Origin of the sequence: Rhizobium acaciae, assembly GCF_025941625.1 — a bacterium.
GTDB classification, from domain to species: domain Bacteria; phylum Pseudomonadota; class Alphaproteobacteria; order Rhizobiales; family Rhizobiaceae; genus Rhizobium; species Rhizobium acaciae.
Genome location: NZ_JAPCZO010000015.1, coordinates 184,950 through 202,264 on the forward strand (window position 1 = coordinate 184,950; position 17,315 = coordinate 202,264).

15 protein-coding genes are annotated in these 17,315 nt (G+C 62.3%); 7 read left to right on the forward strand and 8 right to left on the reverse strand.

Annotation, left to right across the window (positions count from 1 at the left end):
• Nucleotides 1–283: 283 nt before the first annotated feature.
• The gene (locus OLZ32_RS23930) at nt 284–3,430 is read right to left on the reverse strand and encodes an efflux RND transporter permease subunit (protein ID WP_264423146.1); all 3,147 of its coding nucleotides are present in this window, start codon (nt 3,428–3,430) and stop codon (nt 284–286) included.
• Nucleotides 3,430–4,530, reverse strand: coding sequence for an efflux RND transporter periplasmic adaptor subunit (locus tag OLZ32_RS23935; protein WP_264423148.1), 1,101 nt, complete (start codon nt 4,528–4,530; stop codon nt 3,430–3,432). The genes OLZ32_RS23930 and OLZ32_RS23935 overlap by 1 nt, the downstream gene beginning before the upstream one ends.
• A 208-nt stretch (nt 4,531–4,738) precedes the next feature.
• Here OLZ32_RS23935 and OLZ32_RS23940 point away from each other — a divergent pair, with 208 nt between their 5' ends.
• From OLZ32_RS23940 to OLZ32_RS23960, 5 genes are all read left to right on the forward strand, one after another.
• A complete protein-coding gene (locus tag OLZ32_RS23940; RefSeq protein ID WP_017992480.1) occupies nt 4,739–5,425 on the forward strand; it encodes a response regulator in 687 nt (228 codons plus the stop codon).
• A gap of 2 nt (nt 5,426–5,427) precedes the next feature.
• Nucleotides 5,428–6,717: a HAMP domain-containing sensor histidine kinase gene (locus OLZ32_RS23945; protein ID WP_130795069.1), complete on the forward strand. Its 1,290-nt coding sequence runs from the start codon at nt 5,428–5,430 to the stop codon at nt 6,715–6,717.
• 275 nt (nt 6,718–6,992) lie between these two features.
• Nucleotides 6,993–7,475, forward strand: a complete 483-nt coding sequence (locus OLZ32_RS23950; protein ID WP_264423152.1) for a CBS domain-containing protein — start codon at nt 6,993–6,995, stop codon at nt 7,473–7,475.
• A gap of 91 nt (nt 7,476–7,566) precedes the next feature.
• Nucleotides 7,567–7,743 carry a hypothetical protein gene (locus OLZ32_RS23955; RefSeq protein ID WP_165424025.1) on the forward strand — a complete coding sequence of 59 codons (177 nt, stop codon included), beginning with the start codon at nt 7,567–7,569 and terminating at the stop codon, nt 7,741–7,743.
• 195 nt (nt 7,744–7,938) lie between these two features.
• Nucleotides 7,939–9,393, forward strand: a complete 1,455-nt coding sequence (locus tag OLZ32_RS23960; protein ID WP_264423154.1) for an efflux transporter outer membrane subunit — start codon at nt 7,939–7,941, stop codon at nt 9,391–9,393.
• Nucleotides 9,394–9,427: 34 nt separating this feature from the next.
• Here OLZ32_RS23960 and OLZ32_RS23965 read toward each other — a convergent pair whose 3' ends face one another.
• From OLZ32_RS23965 to OLZ32_RS23985, 5 genes are read right to left on the reverse strand one after another with little or no spacing between them, the layout of a single operon-like run.
• The gene (locus OLZ32_RS23965) at nt 9,428–10,264 is read right to left on the reverse strand and encodes an HpcH/HpaI aldolase/citrate lyase family protein (RefSeq protein ID WP_264423156.1); all 837 of its coding nucleotides are present in this window, start codon (nt 10,262–10,264) and stop codon (nt 9,428–9,430) included.
• On the reverse strand, nt 10,261–10,713 hold the full coding sequence (locus OLZ32_RS23970) for a MaoC family dehydratase (protein WP_264423158.1): 453 nt from the start codon (nt 10,711–10,713) through the stop codon (nt 10,261–10,263). The genes OLZ32_RS23965 and OLZ32_RS23970 overlap by 4 nt, the downstream gene beginning before the upstream one ends.
• Complete coding sequence (locus OLZ32_RS23975; RefSeq protein WP_264423160.1) at nt 10,713–12,578, reverse strand: acetyl/propionyl/methylcrotonyl-CoA carboxylase subunit alpha; 1,866 nt, start codon at nt 12,576–12,578, stop codon at nt 10,713–10,715. Before OLZ32_RS23975 ends, OLZ32_RS23970 begins: the two co-directional genes overlap by 1 nt.
• A 7-nt stretch (nt 12,579–12,585) precedes the next feature.
• Nucleotides 12,586–14,196, reverse strand: coding sequence for a carboxyl transferase domain-containing protein (locus OLZ32_RS23980; RefSeq protein ID WP_264423161.1), 1,611 nt, complete (start codon nt 14,194–14,196; stop codon nt 12,586–12,588).
• Nucleotides 14,193–15,338: an isovaleryl-CoA dehydrogenase gene (locus tag OLZ32_RS23985; RefSeq protein WP_264423163.1), complete on the reverse strand. Its 1,146-nt coding sequence runs from the start codon at nt 15,336–15,338 to the stop codon at nt 14,193–14,195. Before OLZ32_RS23985 ends, OLZ32_RS23980 begins: the two co-directional genes overlap by 4 nt.
• A gap of 168 nt (nt 15,339–15,506) precedes the next feature.
• On the opposite strand from OLZ32_RS23985, the gene OLZ32_RS23990 reads away from it, so the two are divergent.
• Complete coding sequence (locus OLZ32_RS23990; protein WP_003538612.1) at nt 15,507–15,767, forward strand: type II toxin-antitoxin system Phd/YefM family antitoxin; 261 nt, start codon at nt 15,507–15,509, stop codon at nt 15,765–15,767.
• Complete coding sequence (locus tag OLZ32_RS23995; protein WP_017992472.1) at nt 15,757–16,176, forward strand: hypothetical protein; 420 nt, start codon at nt 15,757–15,759, stop codon at nt 16,174–16,176. Before OLZ32_RS23990 ends, OLZ32_RS23995 begins: the two co-directional genes overlap by 11 nt.
• Here OLZ32_RS23995 and OLZ32_RS24000 read toward each other — a convergent pair.
• Nucleotides 16,150–17,235: an AraC family transcriptional regulator gene (locus OLZ32_RS24000; protein ID WP_264423165.1), complete on the reverse strand. Its 1,086-nt coding sequence runs from the start codon at nt 17,233–17,235 to the stop codon at nt 16,150–16,152. The genes OLZ32_RS23995 and OLZ32_RS24000 overlap by 27 nt on opposite strands.
• Nucleotides 17,236–17,315 lie beyond the last annotated feature (80 nt).

Sequence of the window (17,315 nt, forward strand, 5' to 3'; positions counted from 1 at the left end):
TGTAAAGTTTGGTAAAGGTTCTGCGACGCACGCAAGGTGCGCTGCTGGCGGAAAGCTGTATGCGGCCAAAAGGAACGTGGGCAACTGCAGCCAGCGTGATAAGTGCTTGGACTATCGCTTCCAGAAGATGCAGGACGCGCAGGCGGCACGAGGCCGCCTGCGGGGGGATACGTCCCGCGGTCTCGTTCCGGGGGAGGGAATTCGACCGAAGAGGTTGCCATGAAAGCCGCCGGTGTGGCCCGTATCGGGCGCGGCCATCTTGCGCATAACTTGCCAAAAGCAGTCATCTCTGGCCTTGCCCCCGCTTCGAAAGCTCGGGCTTGAAGGCGATCGCTGCTCGATCGTTGGATGCCTGTGGCTCCGAGTCGGCGGTATCAAGCTCGGTCCGGTGAACGAGGCGCTTGAGCGCTTCGTTGAGGTCGTCGACGAAGGTGAAGATGACAGGGATGACGACGAGGCTGAGCAGCGTCGACATCATCACGCCGCCGATCACCACAATTGCCATCGGCTGCCGGAAGCTGGAATCGCCGCCCGTCAGGCTGAGCGCGACCGGAAGCATGCCGCATGCCATGGCGATCGTGGTCATGATGATCGGTCGTGCGCGCTTGTGGCAGGCATCCACGAGGGCATCGAACCGGGGCATGCCCTGACGGCGCGACATGATCGCGTATTCGATGAGAAGGATGGAGTTCTTCGTCACCACGCCCATGAGCATGAGCAGCCCGATGACGGCCGACATCGAGAAGCTGGTTCCGGTCACCACCAACGGCACCAGCGCGCCGCCGAGCGAGAGCGGCAGAGCCATCAGAAGCGTGAACGGCTGCAGGAAGTCGTGAAAAAGCAGGACGAGGATCGCGTAGATGCAGAACACCCCGATCGCCATTGCAAGGCCAAAGCTTTGGAACAGCTCCGAACTGCGCTGAAGTTCGCCCTGCTCGACGAGAGTGACGCCCGACGGCAGATGCTGAAGCGCCGGCAGGGCCTGCGTCTCGCGGTTGACGTCGCCCAGGATGCGGCCGTTGAGCTCGACGGAAAGAGTAACATTGCGCATCCGGTCGATGCGGTCGATCTCCGACGGGCTGCCGCCGATCCGGATATCGGCGATCGATCCGAGATCGACGTTGCCGTTCGTTCCTGCCACTCGCATGTTCTTGATGTCGTCGAGCTTCGTGCGTGTCTCGGGGCTGAAGCGAACGACAATCGGAACCTGGCGCTGCGGCAGGTTGAGCTTTGGCAGATCGGCGGAGTATTCCCCATCCGTCGCCACGCGCACGGCTTCGGCGATGGCGCTCGAGGTCACCCCGAGCGCTGCTGCGCGCGCGAAGTCTGGCGTGATCTGGATTTCCGGCGCCTGCCTGGCTGCGGTCGATGTCACCGCGCCGATGCCCTGCAGCGTGCGGAGCTGTTCTTCAAGCGCCGTGCTTGCGCTGTCAAGCGCATTGGCATCGTCACTGGCAAGGGTGATCTCCAGCTTCGTACCATTGCCGCCACCGCCGACCGCGACCCGCACACCGGGCAGGACCGAGAGAGCCTGCCGGATGTCGTTTTCGATTTCCGACTGCTTGCGATCGCGCTCGCCGATGGGCGACAGCACAGCGACGATCGTGGCGGATCCGACGCTGCTCGTGGTGCTGGAGTCGGGGCCACCGCCCGAGGATGCGGAACCGACCGAGGAAAAGACATGTATCACGTCCTGGAGCTTGCCGATGATATCGGCGGCCTTCGTGGTCGTGGCGTCCGTCTGCTCGATAGTAGCACCCGGCTGCATGGTGAGCGTGATCTGGGCTCGCGCGTCGTCGGACGCGGGCAGGAAGCCGGATTTCAGGAGTGGGATTGTGGCAAGCGAAAGTGCGACGACGATGGCAGTCACGGCCACCGTGGTCTTCCTGCGGTTCATGGCGGCTTTCACCATTGCCAGATAGGCGCGCATGATGCGGCCGTCCTTTTCCTCGCTCGGATGGGCCTTCATGAAATAGGCGGCCATCATCGGCGTCAGCAGCCGTGCGACGACGAGCGAGACGAGGACCGCCACGGCGGCAGTGATACCGAACTGGCGGAATATAAGTCCCGGTATGCCGCTCATGAAGGCCGTCGGCAGGAAGACCGCGACCAGCGTGAAGGTGGTCGCGATGACGGCGAGTCCGATCTCGTTGGCCGCCTCCAGAGCGGCGTCGATCGGCCGCTTGCCCATCTGCAGGTGGCGAGCGATGTTCTCGACCTCGACGATGGCATCATCGACAAGGATGCCGACCACGAGCGACAGCGCCAGCAAGGTGACGACATTCAGGCTGAAGCCGGCCAGATACATGACGAGGAAGGTCGGTATGACCGACAGCGGCAGCGCCACGGCCGACAGGATCGTCGCACGCCAGTCCCGAAGGAAGAGCCAGACGACGATGATCGCCAGGATCGCGCCTTCGTACAGCATGTGCATCGAACCATCGTAATTGTCGATGATCGGCCCGAGCGTGCTGTAGGCCTCCTCGATCTGCACGTTGGAATGCTTGGCTGCGAACTGTTTCATCGCCTCGTCGACGTCGGCCGCGACACTGCTGTCCGAAAATCCGTTCGAGCGCTTGATCTCGACTGCGACCACCGGCTTGCCGTCAAGATAGGCCATCGAGGACCGCTCCGCGAAGCTGTCCGTGATGGATGCGACATCGTCGAGGCGAACCTGCTGCCCGTTGGCCAGGGGAATTCTGAGCTCCTTCAGAGCATCGACCGACGCCACCGCACCGAGCGTGCGCAATGTCTGACGGGTGCCGCCAATCTCCCCAAGGCCACCTGACGTATCGGCCTGAACTGACTTCAATTGCGCCGACACAGTGGTCGCCGTCACGCCGAATGCGGCCATCGTCGTCGGATCGAGGTCGACGTGAACTTCGCGGTCGACACCGCCGATGCGATTGACCTGTCCGACGCCCGGTACCGACAGGAGCGCCTTGGTCAGATCGTTGTCGATGAACCAGGAGAGCTCGGTTTCATTGAGGACGGCAGACCGGATGGCATAGGTGACTAGCGCCGAACTCTGTACGGTGACTTTGGTGACGCTTGGCGTTTGCATCTGCGCCGGCAGATCGGCCGTTGCGCTGTCCACGGCGTTGCGGACCTCGTTCAGGGCCGTTTCGCTGTCCTTCTCCAGTTTGAAGGAGACGCTGATTGACACCGTGCCGTCGGTTATCGTCGTGGTGACGTGGTCGAGATAGCTCAGCGAGGCAAGATTGTCCTCGATCGTGCGGGCGACCTCCGTCTCGAGTTGCGCCGGTGCGGCGCCATCGAGCGTCGCGGTAATTTTGATGGTCGGGAGGTCCATATCGGGGAAATTCTGGACCGGCAGCTGCTTGAAGGCCAGCAAACCGCCGACGGCAAGCATCGCAAAGAGCAGGATCGCCGGTACGGGATTGCGGATCGAAAATGCGGAAAAGTTCATCAACCTTCTCCCGCAATCTTCACGAGATCGTTGTCCGACAGAAACGCTCCGCCCGACGTCACCACTCTCGCCGAGAAATCTATGCCGGAGACGATCTCGACTTCGCCGTCGGCGCGGCGGCCGGTCTCGACCCGCACCCGTCTTACCCGCTTGTCCTCGCCGGCCGTGAAGACATAGTTTATCCCGTCACGGAAAACGATCGCTGTCTCCGGAACCGTCAGCGCCGGCGTGGTCGTCAGTTCGATGGTGCCGGTGACATAAAGACCGGTGCGCGGCTGAACGTCCTGGGGAAGCGCGACATAGACGATCGCCCGGCTTGTATTGGTGTCGATCGAAGGTCCGACGAGCCTTACCTTGCCCTGAATGGGACGCCCGTCCGGCCCGTCGATGTCGACGCGCAATCCTTCCGAGATGCGTGAGAGATAGCGGGCCGAAACCTCGGCCTGCCATTCGACCCGCTGCTGGCGGACCAGGCGAAACAATTCAGTGCCCGACGAGACGACCGCGCCGAGTTCGGCCGATCGCGAGGTTACCAGGCCGTCGTCGACGGCCGTGACGGTCGTCTGGTCGAGCTTGATCTTCTGGCTGTCGAGCGCCGCCTCTTCAGACGCAAGACTTGCCGTCGCCGTCTGTTCGTCGGCGAAATATTCGACAATCTTCTCATCCGAAAGGGCGCCCGAAGAGCGGAGCTGCCGAGCCCGGTCCGCATTGGCCTTCGCCTTTGTCAGGTTTGCCTGAGCGGTCACGACGGCCGCCTCCTGCTTGCGAAGGTCGGCCTGGACGCTGTCCTGTGACAGCCGGACGAGGGTCTGCCCCTTCTTGACCACGGAGCCGACGTCGGCCAGGATTTCGGTTACGCGCAGGCCGCTCGTCTCGGAAGCGATGATGGCTTCCTGCCAGGGCTTCAGCCAGCCGTTTGCGGGAACGGTTTCCGGCCAGTCTCGTTGCGTCGGCGTCACCAGCGAGACGGTCAGGGCGGGTGCGGCGGATTGATCCGCCATGGCATTGCGCAGGGGAAGCAGGAGCGCTGCCGCAACAAGAGCGGCAGCGAATATTCTGGGCGGTTTTCTCAACGATGCATTCCTTGTGGTCGAAGGCATTGGTGCCTTTTCCCGAGCTGTGCCAACTCGATGAAGGATTGCGGCTCATGTGGAGGCAACCCGATCCTGGCTCGCGGTGATGTCATCGCAGGATAAGTAACGGGGTGAACGTTAAGTGCGGTCAAGTTAGTGTTAAGTTAGGTAAAACCCGGTCGCGCGGCTGAGTTTGTGCTGTATGGCTTACCCGGATCAATGACGGACGAAGTGAATGAACAAGGTTCTCCTCATCGACGACGATGCCGAGCTGACGACGCTTCTGCAGGAATATCTGGTCGAAGAAGGATATGAGGTCGTCACGGATACGGACGGGCGCGCCGCCATTGCGGCGGCGGCCGGCAATACGGTCGATATTATCGTGCTCGACATCATGATGCCTCGGATGAACGGGATCGAGGTTCTGCAGAGGATCAGGAAGCTCAGCCAGGTCCCGGTCCTGATGCTGACCGCAAGGGGCGATGACGTCGACAGGATATCGGGTCTCAATCTGGGCGCCGACGACTATGTGCCGAAGCCATGCTCGCCGGGCGAACTTGCGGCGAGACTGCGCGCTATCCTCCGCCGGGCAGGCCAGCCGGCGGCCGGTACTTCGACCGACACGATAAGGGCGGGAAAACTCGTGATTCATCCGGGCAGCAGGATCGCCGAATGGCGCGGCGAAAGCTTGGAACTGACCGGCACGGAATTCAGCCTGATCGAGGTCCTCGCCCGCAGCGCTGGCCAGCTCGTGTCGAAGCAGGACATTTCGAAGCGGGCCTTCGGCAAGCCGCTCACCCCATTCGATCGCCGTATCGACGTCCATATCAGCAGCGTTCGTCAGAAGCTCGGACTGAGGGAGGACGGCCAATCCTGGATCCAGTCCGTTCGCGGCCAGGGCTATCAACTTCTCGTGGACTGACCATGCCCCGGCTTTTCTGGAAATTCTTCACGACGATCTGGTTGACGATGGCGGCGACAGTCGGCGTGATCATCCTGCTCGTCAATTTTCTCCAAGAGGTTCCTTTTGCGCGCGAACTGGAGGAAGAGCGGCGAGCGATCGCCCTGAACCTCACCGCAAACGTGCTCGCCAGAGATGGCGAAGATGCCGCCGCGCATTTCGTGCGCACAAATGAAGAGACGCTACCGGCTGGTCTGACGATCTCCAAAACTGCGAAAGCCGATGCTTGTGCGGTTCCAAAGACCGTCGACACAAGATCCGTCCAGAAGGACGGGGTTTGCTATCAGATTTCCCTGCCGGTCCTGGCGACGTTCACCTTCGAGAACTTCGGCCCGTTCTTGCCATGGCTCACGATCCTGATTTCGAGCACGATATCGGCAGGCGCACTCGCCCGATACCTCATTCGTCCCGTCGTTCATCTGCGCGATGGCTTGAGCGCGCTCGCCCATGGCCGCTTCGACTTCCGCATCGGTGACAAGATGGCCGGCCGAAAGGACGAGGTTACCGCGCTTGCACATGACTTCGATTCCAGCGCCGCCCGGCTTCAGGAGCTGCAGGATGCGCAGCAGCGGTTGTTCCATGATGTCTCACACGAACTGCGTTCGCCTTTGTCCCGCCTGCAGGCCGCTGTCGGCGTCCTCCGACAGAGCCCGGCGAAACTCGCCGCCATGCTGGACCGCATGGACCGAGAGGTCGAACGGCTTGATGCCCTGGTCGGCGAAGTTCTGACGCTTGCAAGGTTGACTGCCGGATCCAGCCGGCCGCTGAAAACGCACACTCTTGATGTCATCGAACTCCTGAACGAAATCCTCAGCGACGCGGCATTCGAAGCCCAGGCACGGGAGGTCTCGATCACAACCAGTGTCGAGGGCACCTTCCGCGCCGAGGTCGAAGGTGAGCTGGTCTACAGGGCGCTCGAAAACGTCGTGCGCAACGCCGTCAAATACACGGCCGAGCATTCGCGCATATCAGTGGCTTGCGAGGCGACGGCCGACCGCCTCGAAATCTGCGTCACGGATCAGGGGCCAGGTGTCAGGCGGGACGAACTCGAACGGATCTTCCAGCCGTTCTCACGTGGGACAGAGGCCGTGCCAAGAGGCGGATACGGCCTTGGTCTGGCAATCACCAGGCAGGCCATCGAACGCCACGGTGGGCGTGTGTATGCGTCATTGCCTGATACAGGTGGCCTGGCAATCACCCTGGAGCTTCCCAGGAAGCCGATACCCTATGGCTTGGCCGACGAACAGGCCTGAGGACCGCTCGACGAAGCTTGAGGCGGTGGTCGGTCATCCCGAAGTAAAAACGACGGGCGCGAGGGAGGCGGGCGCCGAAACTTTGCTTTTGAAACTTCGCGCCGGATGTTCCGCGTCACCGGCATGGGTGCGTTTGCAATCATCATTGACAACATCACCATCGGGGCGCGACGGTCGCGAAGGGCGGCAACCGCGCCATCGCACATTGCGGTAGGTCAAGGCGGCCGCCAAGCCGGTCCGGTATCGTGCATGCTCTTCTAGCTGGAGCCTTACACATGACGATCCCCGCCAAGTCGATGATGACAACGGATTTAGTTACGGTGTCGCCTGAGGCCACCGTGGCCGAGGCCGCCCGGTGCATGCTTATCCATCACGTCACCGCCGTACCGGTGGTGGACGCCGATAACCGGCCGCTTGGATTGGTCAGCGAAGGCGACGTGATGCGCCACTTCGGCTCGCAGTTTCAAAGTGAGCGGGCGCAATGGCTACGCATGCTGGCGGAAGGCGAGACGCTCGCCCCGGAGTTCCTCGCCGAAATCCGCCTCAACCAGCAGCACGTCCGCGAGATTATGCACACGGCCATCATCTCCGCTGATGAGGAAGCCTCGCTTGCGGAGTTGGCTGATCTGATGCTGAAACATGGGATCAAGCGCGTCCCTATCCTGCGTGACGACGTGTTGGTTGGCATCGTCAGCCGCGCCGACGTGGTTCGGGCCGTCGTCGAAAAACTGGACGATTTGCTTGAGCCGACGGACTAGCACCGGAAGCTGGTCGGCCGGACCCCATCATGCGCAGCGGCCGGTCGGCGACCAACAGCAGCGGCACGACAAAAATCAGCGGGGCGTAGGGGTGGCACGCCTTGATGCCTCTCATGTTGAGCAGCATCTGCATTGTCGATTTGAGGCGATAGTTCGCTGGTGGAAGGCGGGCAGCGCCCTGGAGCCGCTCGACGATCTGACCGACGAGGAGATCGCGACTAAGCTGCCGGTGCATCTTCGCTATCTTCCCGACGCGCTCGCGGCATGAATGAGAAAATGGCGATGCCTTCCTTCCATCCGAACTCGATGCGGCTCTTCCTCGTTGAGGACGAGGCCGCGCAGCTCTGCTGAACCGAGATGTGCGACGAGACCCGGATTTTACCCAACTTTACAGTGTCTTTACAGCCATTAACGTTCGCGCCGCTAAGCCTGAACCCACGATCCCGGTTCAGAAAGCTCGCCAGTGAGTCCGTCGCTTTGCACGAAAACATCATCGCTCCGCTACGCCGCATCAGCGATCACGCTTCTGCTGGCGGGCTGCGTCAGCGGCCCGGATCACGCTCCCCCGCAGATGCCGCTTCCTGCCAAATTCCAAGAGGGCGGGAGCAAGAGCAACGGCGATGTGGTGGCGGCGCAGTGGTGGACGGCCTATCGGGACAAACAGCTCGACGGCCTGGTGGCTCATGGCCTCAGCGAGAACCTTGATGTCCTGCAGGCGCTCGAGCGCATCAATTCGGCTTCCGCCAATGTTACGGTTGCCGGTGCCGGTGGCCTGCCGAGCCTCGATGTCGGCGCATCACACACCGTGTCCGGTGAGAAGGGTTCTGAGCGTACGACCATCGGTACCAAGAACACGACAGGCGGCGAGGCCAGCCTTTCCTGGCTGCTCGACTTCTTCGGCCAGTACCGTCGCTCCAAGGAGAGTGCAATCGCCTCGCTTGGGGCCGCCTATGCAACGGCCGACGATGCAAAGCTCACCTTCCTGAAAGACCTGGTCGAGAGCTATATCGACGCCCGCTATTACCAGGAGCGCATCGCGCTTTCGCAGGCGAATTTGAAATCCCGTCAGGAGACCTACGAACTCACGCAACTGCAGCTCAAGGCAGGTGCGGCCTCTCGCCTTGACGTCGTTCAGGCCGAAGGCCTTGTTCAGTCGACGAAGGCCGACATCCCTGGTCTCGAACAGAGCTTCACCGTTTCGGCTCACCACATCGCCTTGCTGCTCGGGATGCCGGCGGCCTCGTTGATGAATGAGCTGCAGAGGAGTACAGGCCAGCCGGTCTTCCGCGGCGACATTCGCGCCGGCATTCCGGCCGACCTCATCCGCAACCGTCCCGATATCCGCAAGGCAGAACGCGACCTGGCGGCGGCCGTCGCCGATATCGGTGCTGCCGAAGCCCAGCTTTATCCATCGATCTCGCTCTCCGGTTCGATCTCGCCGAGCTGGGTCAAATCATCGGGCGCCAGCGGCGGAACCTTGACCAGTTGGTCGTTCGGACCGACGCTCAACCTGCCGATCTTCGACGGCGGCAAATTGCGTGCGAATGTCGATATCGAAAAATCCGATGCCAAGGCCCAATATCTCGCCTGGAAAGAGGCGGTGCTGAACGGGGTCGAAGAAGTGGAAAACGCGCTGTCGGCAGTTCGCCGCGACACGCAGACACTGGCGCCGCTGCGCAGGCAGGTGCAGACGGCTGAGGAATCGCTCGCACTTTCAACGACGAGCTATAAAGACGGCGCCTCGTCGCTGCTTGACGTCCTGGACGCTCAACGTTCGGTCTCCGATGCCCAGGCAAGCCTTGCAGCCACCGTGCAGGAGGTTGCCAAGGACTATGTGGATCTCTACGTCGCCATCGGCGCCGGCTACCTGACAGAACACGGGCAGAATGCTCCCGAGCGAATGGCGAAGTCAGACTAATTGGCCGAAGACTGTCAAGCGAGCGGCTCGCGGCCTATCGGCCTGCTGTCTCCAGGATGCGGAGGGCAAGCTTGAGATGCGGCAAGTCCAGCATGCGTCCGTCAAGCTGAATGACGCCCGCGTCGGGCCTGGCGGCAAAGGCGGCGGCGACTTTCTCTGCCCAGGCGACCTCGGATGCGTCCGGCGTGAAGGCGTGATTGATCGTTTCGACCTGGCTCGGATGGATGGCCATCATGCCGGAAAAGCCGTCGCGCCGGGCTCGGCCGACATAGGCCCTGAGACCGCTGAGATCGTGGAAATCGGGATAGACGGTGTCGATTGCCGGAACGGCGGCGGCATGGGCAGCGAACAGCGTGAGCGAGCGGGCAAGCTCGTAGGGCGGCGTGTAGCGGCCATCCGTTCTGCGCGCGGTCGTAGCCCCTATCGCGGCAGACAGATCCTCAGCACCCCAGGTCAGGCCACAGAGGCTGGTCGCGACATCCCGGTAGCTGCCGATCTCGAAGATCGCGGATGGCGTTTCGGTTGCGATCGGCAAGATGGGGATAGCAAATGCAAGAGAGCCTGCGAGTTTCAACACCGAAGCGGCACCTTCGGCTTTCGGCAACATGAGCGCGAAAGGATGAAGGCCGCTCAAAGCGGCAAGGTCGTCTTCGAATTCTGGCGAGGCGAGGGGATTGATGCGGATAAGGAGAGAGGTCTCGCCGGCATGACGCAAGACGAACTCGTGCACGCTCTCGCGCGCTTTCGGCTTGTTTATGGGCGCAACCGAATCTTCCAGGTCGAGAATGACGGCATCGGCGCCTGAGGTGAGCGCTTTTTCGAAACGCTCCGGCCGGTCGCCGGGTACGAAGAGCAGCGAGCGCAGCCTCATGACGGCTTCACCTTCAGCATCGCCGTGCGCAGGCACTGGCAGACGATCTCGCCGCGCTGGTTCAGTGTCATATGTTGGAAGGTGACGATGCCGGCATCGGGCCGGGAGTTCGAGCGGCGCAGCTCCATCACCTCCGTTTCTACCCGCAGCGTATCGCCGATGAAGACCGGCTTTGGCATCGTCACCTTGTCATAGGCGAGATTGGCGACGAGCGTACCGAGCGTGGTGTCGCCGACCGAAAGGCCGACGGTGAGCGCGAAGGTGAAGGTGCCGTTGACGACGATCCGGCCGAATTCGGTGCCGGCCGCATAGTCGGCATCGAGATGCAGCGGCTGCGGATTGTGGGAAAGCGTCGTGAAGAGCAGATTGTCGGTCTCGGTGACCGTGCGGCGGATGTCGTGGGCGATGCAGTCGCCGACCGTCCATTCGTCGAAATAACGGCCAGCCATCAAACCTCCTCCTTCACAATGCTGACGACCAGCTGGTTTTCCGAGACCCTGGCCCCCGAGGAAACCTGCAGCTTTTCGACGATGCCGTCGAAGGGCGCACGCAGAGAATGTTCCATTTTCATCGCTTCGACTGTCAGCAGGCGGTCCCCCTTGGCGACACGATCGCCTTCGGCGACATCCACCGAAATGACGAGGCCGGGCATGGGAGAAAGGATCGCGCCATCACCGGCACCCTGACTTGCCTCGACTTCGCTTGCGACGGGCAGACTGATTGGCCAGGCGTTGCCGGCGTCGAAAAGCACCGTGGTTTCAGCGATCGTGACGGCATTTGCCTCAAGCTCCGGACGTGACTGCCCCCAAAGGAGGTGCTCGCCGATACGGATGCGCACCCTCCTGTCATCCGCGCCGGCGATGCGGAACCCGGTGAGCGCGGACCAGGGATCACCATCCGTATTTCTTGAAAGCACCGTGGCCGCGGTGTCGATTGCGATTTCGCTCGGCTCCATCGCCACCAGGCTATCGCCATGGCGGTCGAGGAAGCCGGTATCGATCCGAGCTGCGCAAAAATCCGGATCGACGGCGATGCGGGCAAGCAGGCCGGCATTGGATTTGACCGGCCAGATCTCGATGCCGGCGCAGGCGGCTGCGAGCTTGGAAAGTGCGGCTTCGCGGTTCGACCCATGGGTGACGATCTTGGCAATCATCGGGTCATAAAAGGCGGTGATGTCATCCCCTTGCTCGACGCCGCTATCGACACGGACGATTTGCGGCAGGCTGAGATGTTCGAGCCGGCCGGTCGAGGGCAGATAGCCGGCGGCGGGATTTTCGGCATAGAGCCGGGCTTCGAAGGCCCAGCCGTTCATGGCGATCTCGTCCTGCATTTTCGGCAGCGGTTCGCCGCTAGCGACCTTCAGCTGCCAGAGCACCAGATCCTCGCCAGTAATTGCCTCGGTGACCGGGTGTTCCACCTGCAGGCGGGTGTTCATCTCCATGAACCAGATGCGATCTTCGCGAAGGCCTTCCGAGGCATCGGCGATGAATTCGATGGTGCCGGCGCCGACATAATTCACCGCTCTTGCGGCTTTCACCGCCGTATCGCAGATCACTGTTCGGGTTGCGGCACCGAGGCCGGGGGCAGGGGCCTCCTCGATGACCTTCTGGTGACGGCGCTGCAGCGAACAATCGCGCTCGAACAGATGAACGCAATTTCCGAGCTTGTCGGCGAAAACCTGCACCTCGATATGGCGCGGATTGGCGATATAGCGTTCAATCAGAACGCGGTCGTCGCCGAAGGCGGCCGCCGCTTCACGGCGGCAGGAGGCGAGAAGTTCGGCGAAATCCTGTGGGCGATCAACGCGGCGCATGCCCTTGCCGCCGCCGCCGGCAACGGCCTTGATGAGCACGGGATAACCAATGGTACCAGCCTCGACCGCCAACCTTTCTTCGCTCTGGTCCGGCCCGAGATAACCGGGGGTCACGGGCACGCCTGATGCCTGCATCAATTCCTTCGCCGCGTCCTTAAGGCCCATAGCGCGGATGGCTGCGGGCGGTGCACCGACCCAGACAATACCGGCTTTCTCCACCGCCTCGGCAAAATCGGCATTTTCCGACAGGAAGCCGTATCCGGGATGGATCGCAGCGGCCCCACTCTTGCGGGCGGCTTCGAGGATGCGGGTCTGAGAGAGATAGCTTTCGCGCGCCGGAGCCGGGCCGATGGCAATTGCTTCATCCGCCTCCCTCACAAAGGGCAGGCCGGCATCGGCTTCGGAATAGATGGCGATGGTGCGGATGCCGAGCATCTTGGCCGTGCGGATGATGCGGCGGGCGATTTCGCCCCTGTTGGCAATGAGAAGGCTTTCCATCATCGGCGCCTCACATCCTGAACAGGCCGAAGCGCGACCCTTTCGGGATCGGCGCATTCAGGCAGGCGGAAAAGGCAAGGCCCAGCACATCCCGGGTCTGGCGCGGATCGATGATGCCGTCGTCCCAGAGGCGGGCCGTGGCATAATAGGGGTTGCCCTCGGCCTCATAGCCGGCGCGGATCGGTGCCTTGAAGGCCTCCTCCTCTTCAACAGGCCAATTCTCACCGCGCGCCTCCATGGAGTCTCGGCGGATGGTGGCAAGCACCGAGGCCGCCTGTTCGCCGCCCATCACGCTGATGCGGCTGTTCGGCCAGGTGAAGAGGAAGCGCGGGCGATAGGCGCGGCCGCACATGCCGTAATTGCCGGCGCCGAAGCTGCCGCCGATGATGACGGTGACCTTCGGCACGCTCGCGGTCGCAACGGCCGTCACCAGCTTTGCCCCATCCTTGGCGATGCCGCCGGCCTCATAACGGCCGCCGACCATGAAACCGGAGATATTTTGCAGAAACAGCAAAGGTACGCGGCGCTGGCAGGCAAGCTCGATGAAATGGGCGCCCTTCAGCGCGCTTTCGGAGAAGAGAACGCCGTTATTGGCGATGACGGCGACAGGCATGCCCCAGATGCGGGCGAAGCCGCAGACCAGCGTGGTGCCGTAGAGCGGCTTGAACTCATGCAGTTCCGAGCCATCGACGATCCGACCGATGACCTCGCGCACATCATAGGGCGAGCGAACATCCTCCGGGATGAGGCCGCAGAGATCCTCGGCATCGAGTTTCGGCGGCCGTGGCTGCTGCAGGTCGATATCGACTGATTTCACACTGTTGAGAGTGGCTGCGATATCGCGAACGAGCAGCAGTGCATGTTCGTCGTTCTCGGCGACATGATCGACGACGCCCGAGCGGCGGCCATGGGTTTCGGCGCCGCCGAGCTCTTCGGCCGAGATGATCTCGCCGGTCGCGGCCTTCACCAGCGGCGGGCCGGCAAGGAAGATCGTGCCCTGATTGCGCACGATGACCGTTTCGTCGGACATGGCGGGCACATAGGCGCCGCCGGCGGTACAGCTTCCCATCACGCAGGCGATCTGCGGAATGCCTTCGGCCGACATCTGCGCCTGGTTGTAGAAGATCGCGCCGAAATGATCGCGGTCAGGAAAGACCTCGGCCTGATGCGGAAGATTGGCGCCGCCGCTATCGACGAGGTAGATGCAGGGCAGCCGGTTCTGCAGGGCGATCTCCTGCGCCCGCAGATGTTTCTTCACCGTCATCGGGAAATAGGCGCCGCCCTTCACCGTCGCGTCATTGGCGACGATCATCACCTCGCGGCCGGCAACGCGGCCGATGCCGGCAATGATGCCGGCGCCCGGCGCCTCGTCATCATACATGCCGTTGGCGGCCAGCGTGCCGATCTCCAGGAACGCGCTGCCGGCATCGATGAGCAGCTGGATACGATCGCGCGGCAGGAGCTTGCCCTTGCCGGTATGGCGCTCGCGCGCTGTTTGCGATCCGCCCTCGCGGGCTTTCGCCGAACGATTGTGGAGCTCGTCGATCAGGGCTTTGTTCTTGCTGGCATTGGCCTTGAAGCTGTCGCCGTCGCGGTCGATCGCAGTCGAAATCACCGTCATGACGCAATGAGCTCCCGGCCGATCAGGTAGCGGCGGATCTCATTAGTGCCGGCGCCGATATCGTAGAGCTTGGCGTCGCGCAAAAAGCGCTCGACCGGCCATTCCTTGGTATAGCCGGCGCCGCCGAGCGCCTGGATCGCTTCCAGCGAGACCTTCACGGCATTCTCGCTGGCAAAGAGGATCGCAGCAGCTGCATCGGTGCGCGTCGCGCGGCCGGCATCGCAGGCGCGGGCGACGGAATAGACATAGGCGCGCGCCGAATTCAGCGCGACATACATGTCGGCGATCTTGCCCTGCATCAGCTGGAAATCGCCGATCGCTTTGCCGAACTGCTTGCGATCGCGCACATAGGGCAGCACGACATCGAGGCAGGCCTGCATGATGCCGAGCGGCCCGCCGGCAAGCACGGCGCGCTCATAATCGAGGCCGGACATCAGGATCTTCACGCCTTCGCCTTCCCGGCCCATCAGCGCCTCGGCCGGCACCGCGCAATCCTCGAAGACCAGTTCGGCCGTATCGCTGCCGCGCATGCCGAGTTTGGAAAGCTTCTTGGAGACACTGAAACCGGGCAGGCCTTTCTCGATGATCAAGGCGGAAATGCCTTTCGGGCCGGCTGCGGGATCGGTCTTGGCATAAACAACAAGCACATCGGCATGCGGCGCGTTGGTGATCCAGAACTTGGTGCCGTTCAGAATATAGCGGTCGCCTTTTTTCTCGGCACGCAACCGCATGGAGACGACATCGGAACCGGCGCCGACCTCCGACATGGCGAGCGAACCGACATGTTCGCCGGAGATCAGCTTCGGCAGGTGGCGGCGCTTTTGTTCCGGCGAGGCCCAGCGGCGGATCTGGTTGACGCAGAGATTGGAATGGGCGCCGTAACTCAAGCCCACGGAGGCCGAGGCGCGCGATACCTCTTCCATCGCGACGACATGATCGAGATAACCGAGACCGGCGCCGCCGAATTCTTCCTCGACGGTGATCCCATGCAGGCCGAGCGCACCCATCTCCGGCCAGAGCTGGCGTGGAAACGTGTTGCTTTCGTCGATCTCCGCAGCCAGCGGAGCAATCTGATCGGCGGCAAACCGCGCCGTCGTTTCACGGATCGCGTCCGCGGTTTCGCCGAGCGAAAAATCAAACATGGCACTCCTCCCGCTGAAATATGTAGCGCGGCTTGCTGCGGGGTCAAAGTGCCCTTGAATGATGCGGGGTGGAGAGCGTTGCGAATTCTTGCCGAGGGCGCGTGAGCGCCATTTTCTTGAAAAGATGGAATATATGGAATATATGGAAATTAAACCGGAGAGATAATCATGCGACAGTTCACGACAGGTGATCTCAATAAACAGATTGGTGATGTCACCGATGTTGCCAGTCGCGAGCCGGTAATTCTCACCCGCCACAACAAGCCACGTTTTGTGCTGATGAGCTATGAGCACTACCAGCGGATGCGCAGCGGCGGGGACCCGCGTCGTGCGCATCACATTTCGGAGATGCCGGACGAGCATGCCGAATTGTTCGACGAGGCGATTGAGCGGCTGGCGCGCGGGGAATGCTACGACGATGAACCATGAGTTTCGTCCTGGCGAGGTGATAACCTATCCCTATCTCTGGGCATGGCAACAGCAGCGTGGTGAGACCGAGGGGCGCAAACCGCGCCCAGTCTGTGTCGTCATCGCGATCCGCAGTGCGAGCGATGGAAACACCCATCTCGTCCTTCTGGCAATCACCACACAGCCGCCGGAAGTGGGAAGGGTTGCGCTGGAAATTCCCGATATCGAACGCCGGCGCGCCGGTCTCGGTGATCTCAAACAGAGTTGGATCGTCGTCGACGAATACAATTACGATATCGTCGAGCGATCCTGGTACATCGAGCCTCATCAGGCGGTTCTTGGTCGCTTCAGCAAGTCCTTCATGATGAAGATTGCCGCCATGTTCGCGAAAGCGCGTGGCCAGTCAGGGCGGGTCAACCGATTCGACTGACATGCCCTCGATTTCCGCTCCGTCTCGGCGAAAGACCTCGGGGCTCTTGCCCATCCATTTCCGGAACGCCCGGAAGAAGGCGCTCGGCTCGGAATAGCCGAGTTGCACGGCAATCTCGCCGATGGTCTTCGGCGTGTTCAGCAGCAGTTCGACGGCGAGGTCGCGGCGGATGTCGTCCTTGATGGCGGCATAGCTTTGCCCCTCGTCGTGCAGGCGGTGGCGGAGCGTGGACGGCGGCATGCGCATATCGGCGGCAAGCTCGGCGAAGCTCGACCAGGCAGCCGGCGTGGCCAGATTCAGGCGACGACGGACGGCGGCGGCGATGCCGGCATCATAGCAGTAGCGCACCAGAATATTGGCGGGCGCGCCGCGCAGGAACTGTTTGAGCGCCTGTTCGCTGCGCGCCACCGGCAGGTCGAGCAAGGCGCTGTCGAAGCCGAGCCGGCTGATGACTTGCGAGAAACGCACCGGGGCGCCGAAGAAGAGCCGGTAGTCGGCCCCTTGTTTGGGTTCCGCGCAGCGGAAATCGACGAGCCGGATCGGAATGCGCCGGCCGACCAGCCAGCAGATGATGCCGTGCAGGATGATCCAATAGGTGCGGTAGGCGAAGGCTGAACGTGGGCTGCCGGCATCGCTGAGCTCGATCTCGGCCAGACCGTCGCGGATGACAAGCCGCCCCCGGGGATCGTCGAGCACGACATCGAGGAAACGCAGCGCCCGGCGCAGGGCGTGACCCAGCGTCGGCGCATGCAGCACAGAGTGGCAGAGCAGCGTGAAGCTGCCGCTGCGCATCGGCCGTGCGCCCATGCCGAAGAATTCATCGTCGAGTTCGGCGGCGATCGCCAGCCAGAGCGCGCCATAGGTCTCTGCCGAAACCGGCTGATCGACCGGGGATGCCAGGCCGACGCGGGCAAGGATCGGCGCCGTCGGCTTGTCGAGCCGCCGCAGACTGTCGAGTGCCTCCTCGACAAAGGCCGCTGCAATCATGCGTCGCTCGACTTCGGCCATCGCGCCCTCTCTATGGCAAAACTGTCCGAAATTATGGAGCAGTTCTGTCATCGCTTGCAATAGGTGGAGCGAATAGAATCGTATCCGTCGGTTGCGCTTGGAGGGGGCGCGGTCGGCAGGGAGGAAGAGAT

Excerpts from the sequence above, each read along its gene's own strand:
- OLZ32_RS23950 (WP_264423152.1), top strand. The coding sequence starts at position 6,993 with ATGACGATCCCCGCCAAGTCGATGATGACAACGGATTTAGTTACGGTG.
- OLZ32_RS24000 (WP_264423165.1), bottom strand. The coding sequence starts at position 17,235 with ATGACAGAACTGCTCCATAATTTCGGACAGTTTTGCCATAGAGAGGGC.
- OLZ32_RS23995 (WP_017992472.1), top strand. The coding sequence starts at position 15,757 with ATGAACCATGAGTTTCGTCCTGGCGAGGTGATAACCTATCCCTATCTC.
- OLZ32_RS23945 (WP_130795069.1), top strand. The coding sequence starts at position 5,428 with ATGCCCCGGCTTTTCTGGAAATTCTTCACGACGATCTGGTTGACGATG.
- OLZ32_RS23935 (WP_264423148.1), bottom strand. The coding sequence starts at position 4,530 with ATGCCTTCGACCACAAGGAATGCATCGTTGAGAAAACCGCCCAGAATA.
- OLZ32_RS23985 (WP_264423163.1), bottom strand. The coding sequence starts at position 15,338 with ATGTTTGATTTTTCGCTCGGCGAAACCGCGGACGCGATCCGTGAAACG.
- OLZ32_RS23930 (WP_264423146.1), bottom strand. The coding sequence starts at position 3,430 with ATGAACTTTTCCGCATTTTCGATCCGCAATCCCGTACCGGCGATCCTG.
- OLZ32_RS23970 (WP_264423158.1), bottom strand. The coding sequence starts at position 10,713 with ATGGCTGGCCGTTATTTCGACGAATGGACGGTCGGCGACTGCATCGCC.
- OLZ32_RS23980 (WP_264423161.1), bottom strand. The coding sequence starts at position 14,196 with ATGACGGTGATTTCGACTGCGATCGACCGCGACGGCGACAGCTTCAAG.
- OLZ32_RS23965 (WP_264423156.1), bottom strand. The coding sequence starts at position 10,264 with ATGAGGCTGCGCTCGCTGCTCTTCGTACCCGGCGACCGGCCGGAGCGT.
- OLZ32_RS23990 (WP_003538612.1), top strand. The coding sequence starts at position 15,507 with ATGCGACAGTTCACGACAGGTGATCTCAATAAACAGATTGGTGATGTC.
- OLZ32_RS23975 (WP_264423160.1), bottom strand. The coding sequence starts at position 12,578 with ATGATGGAAAGCCTTCTCATTGCCAACAGGGGCGAAATCGCCCGCCGC.
- OLZ32_RS23940 (WP_017992480.1), top strand. The coding sequence starts at position 4,739 with ATGAACAAGGTTCTCCTCATCGACGACGATGCCGAGCTGACGACGCTT.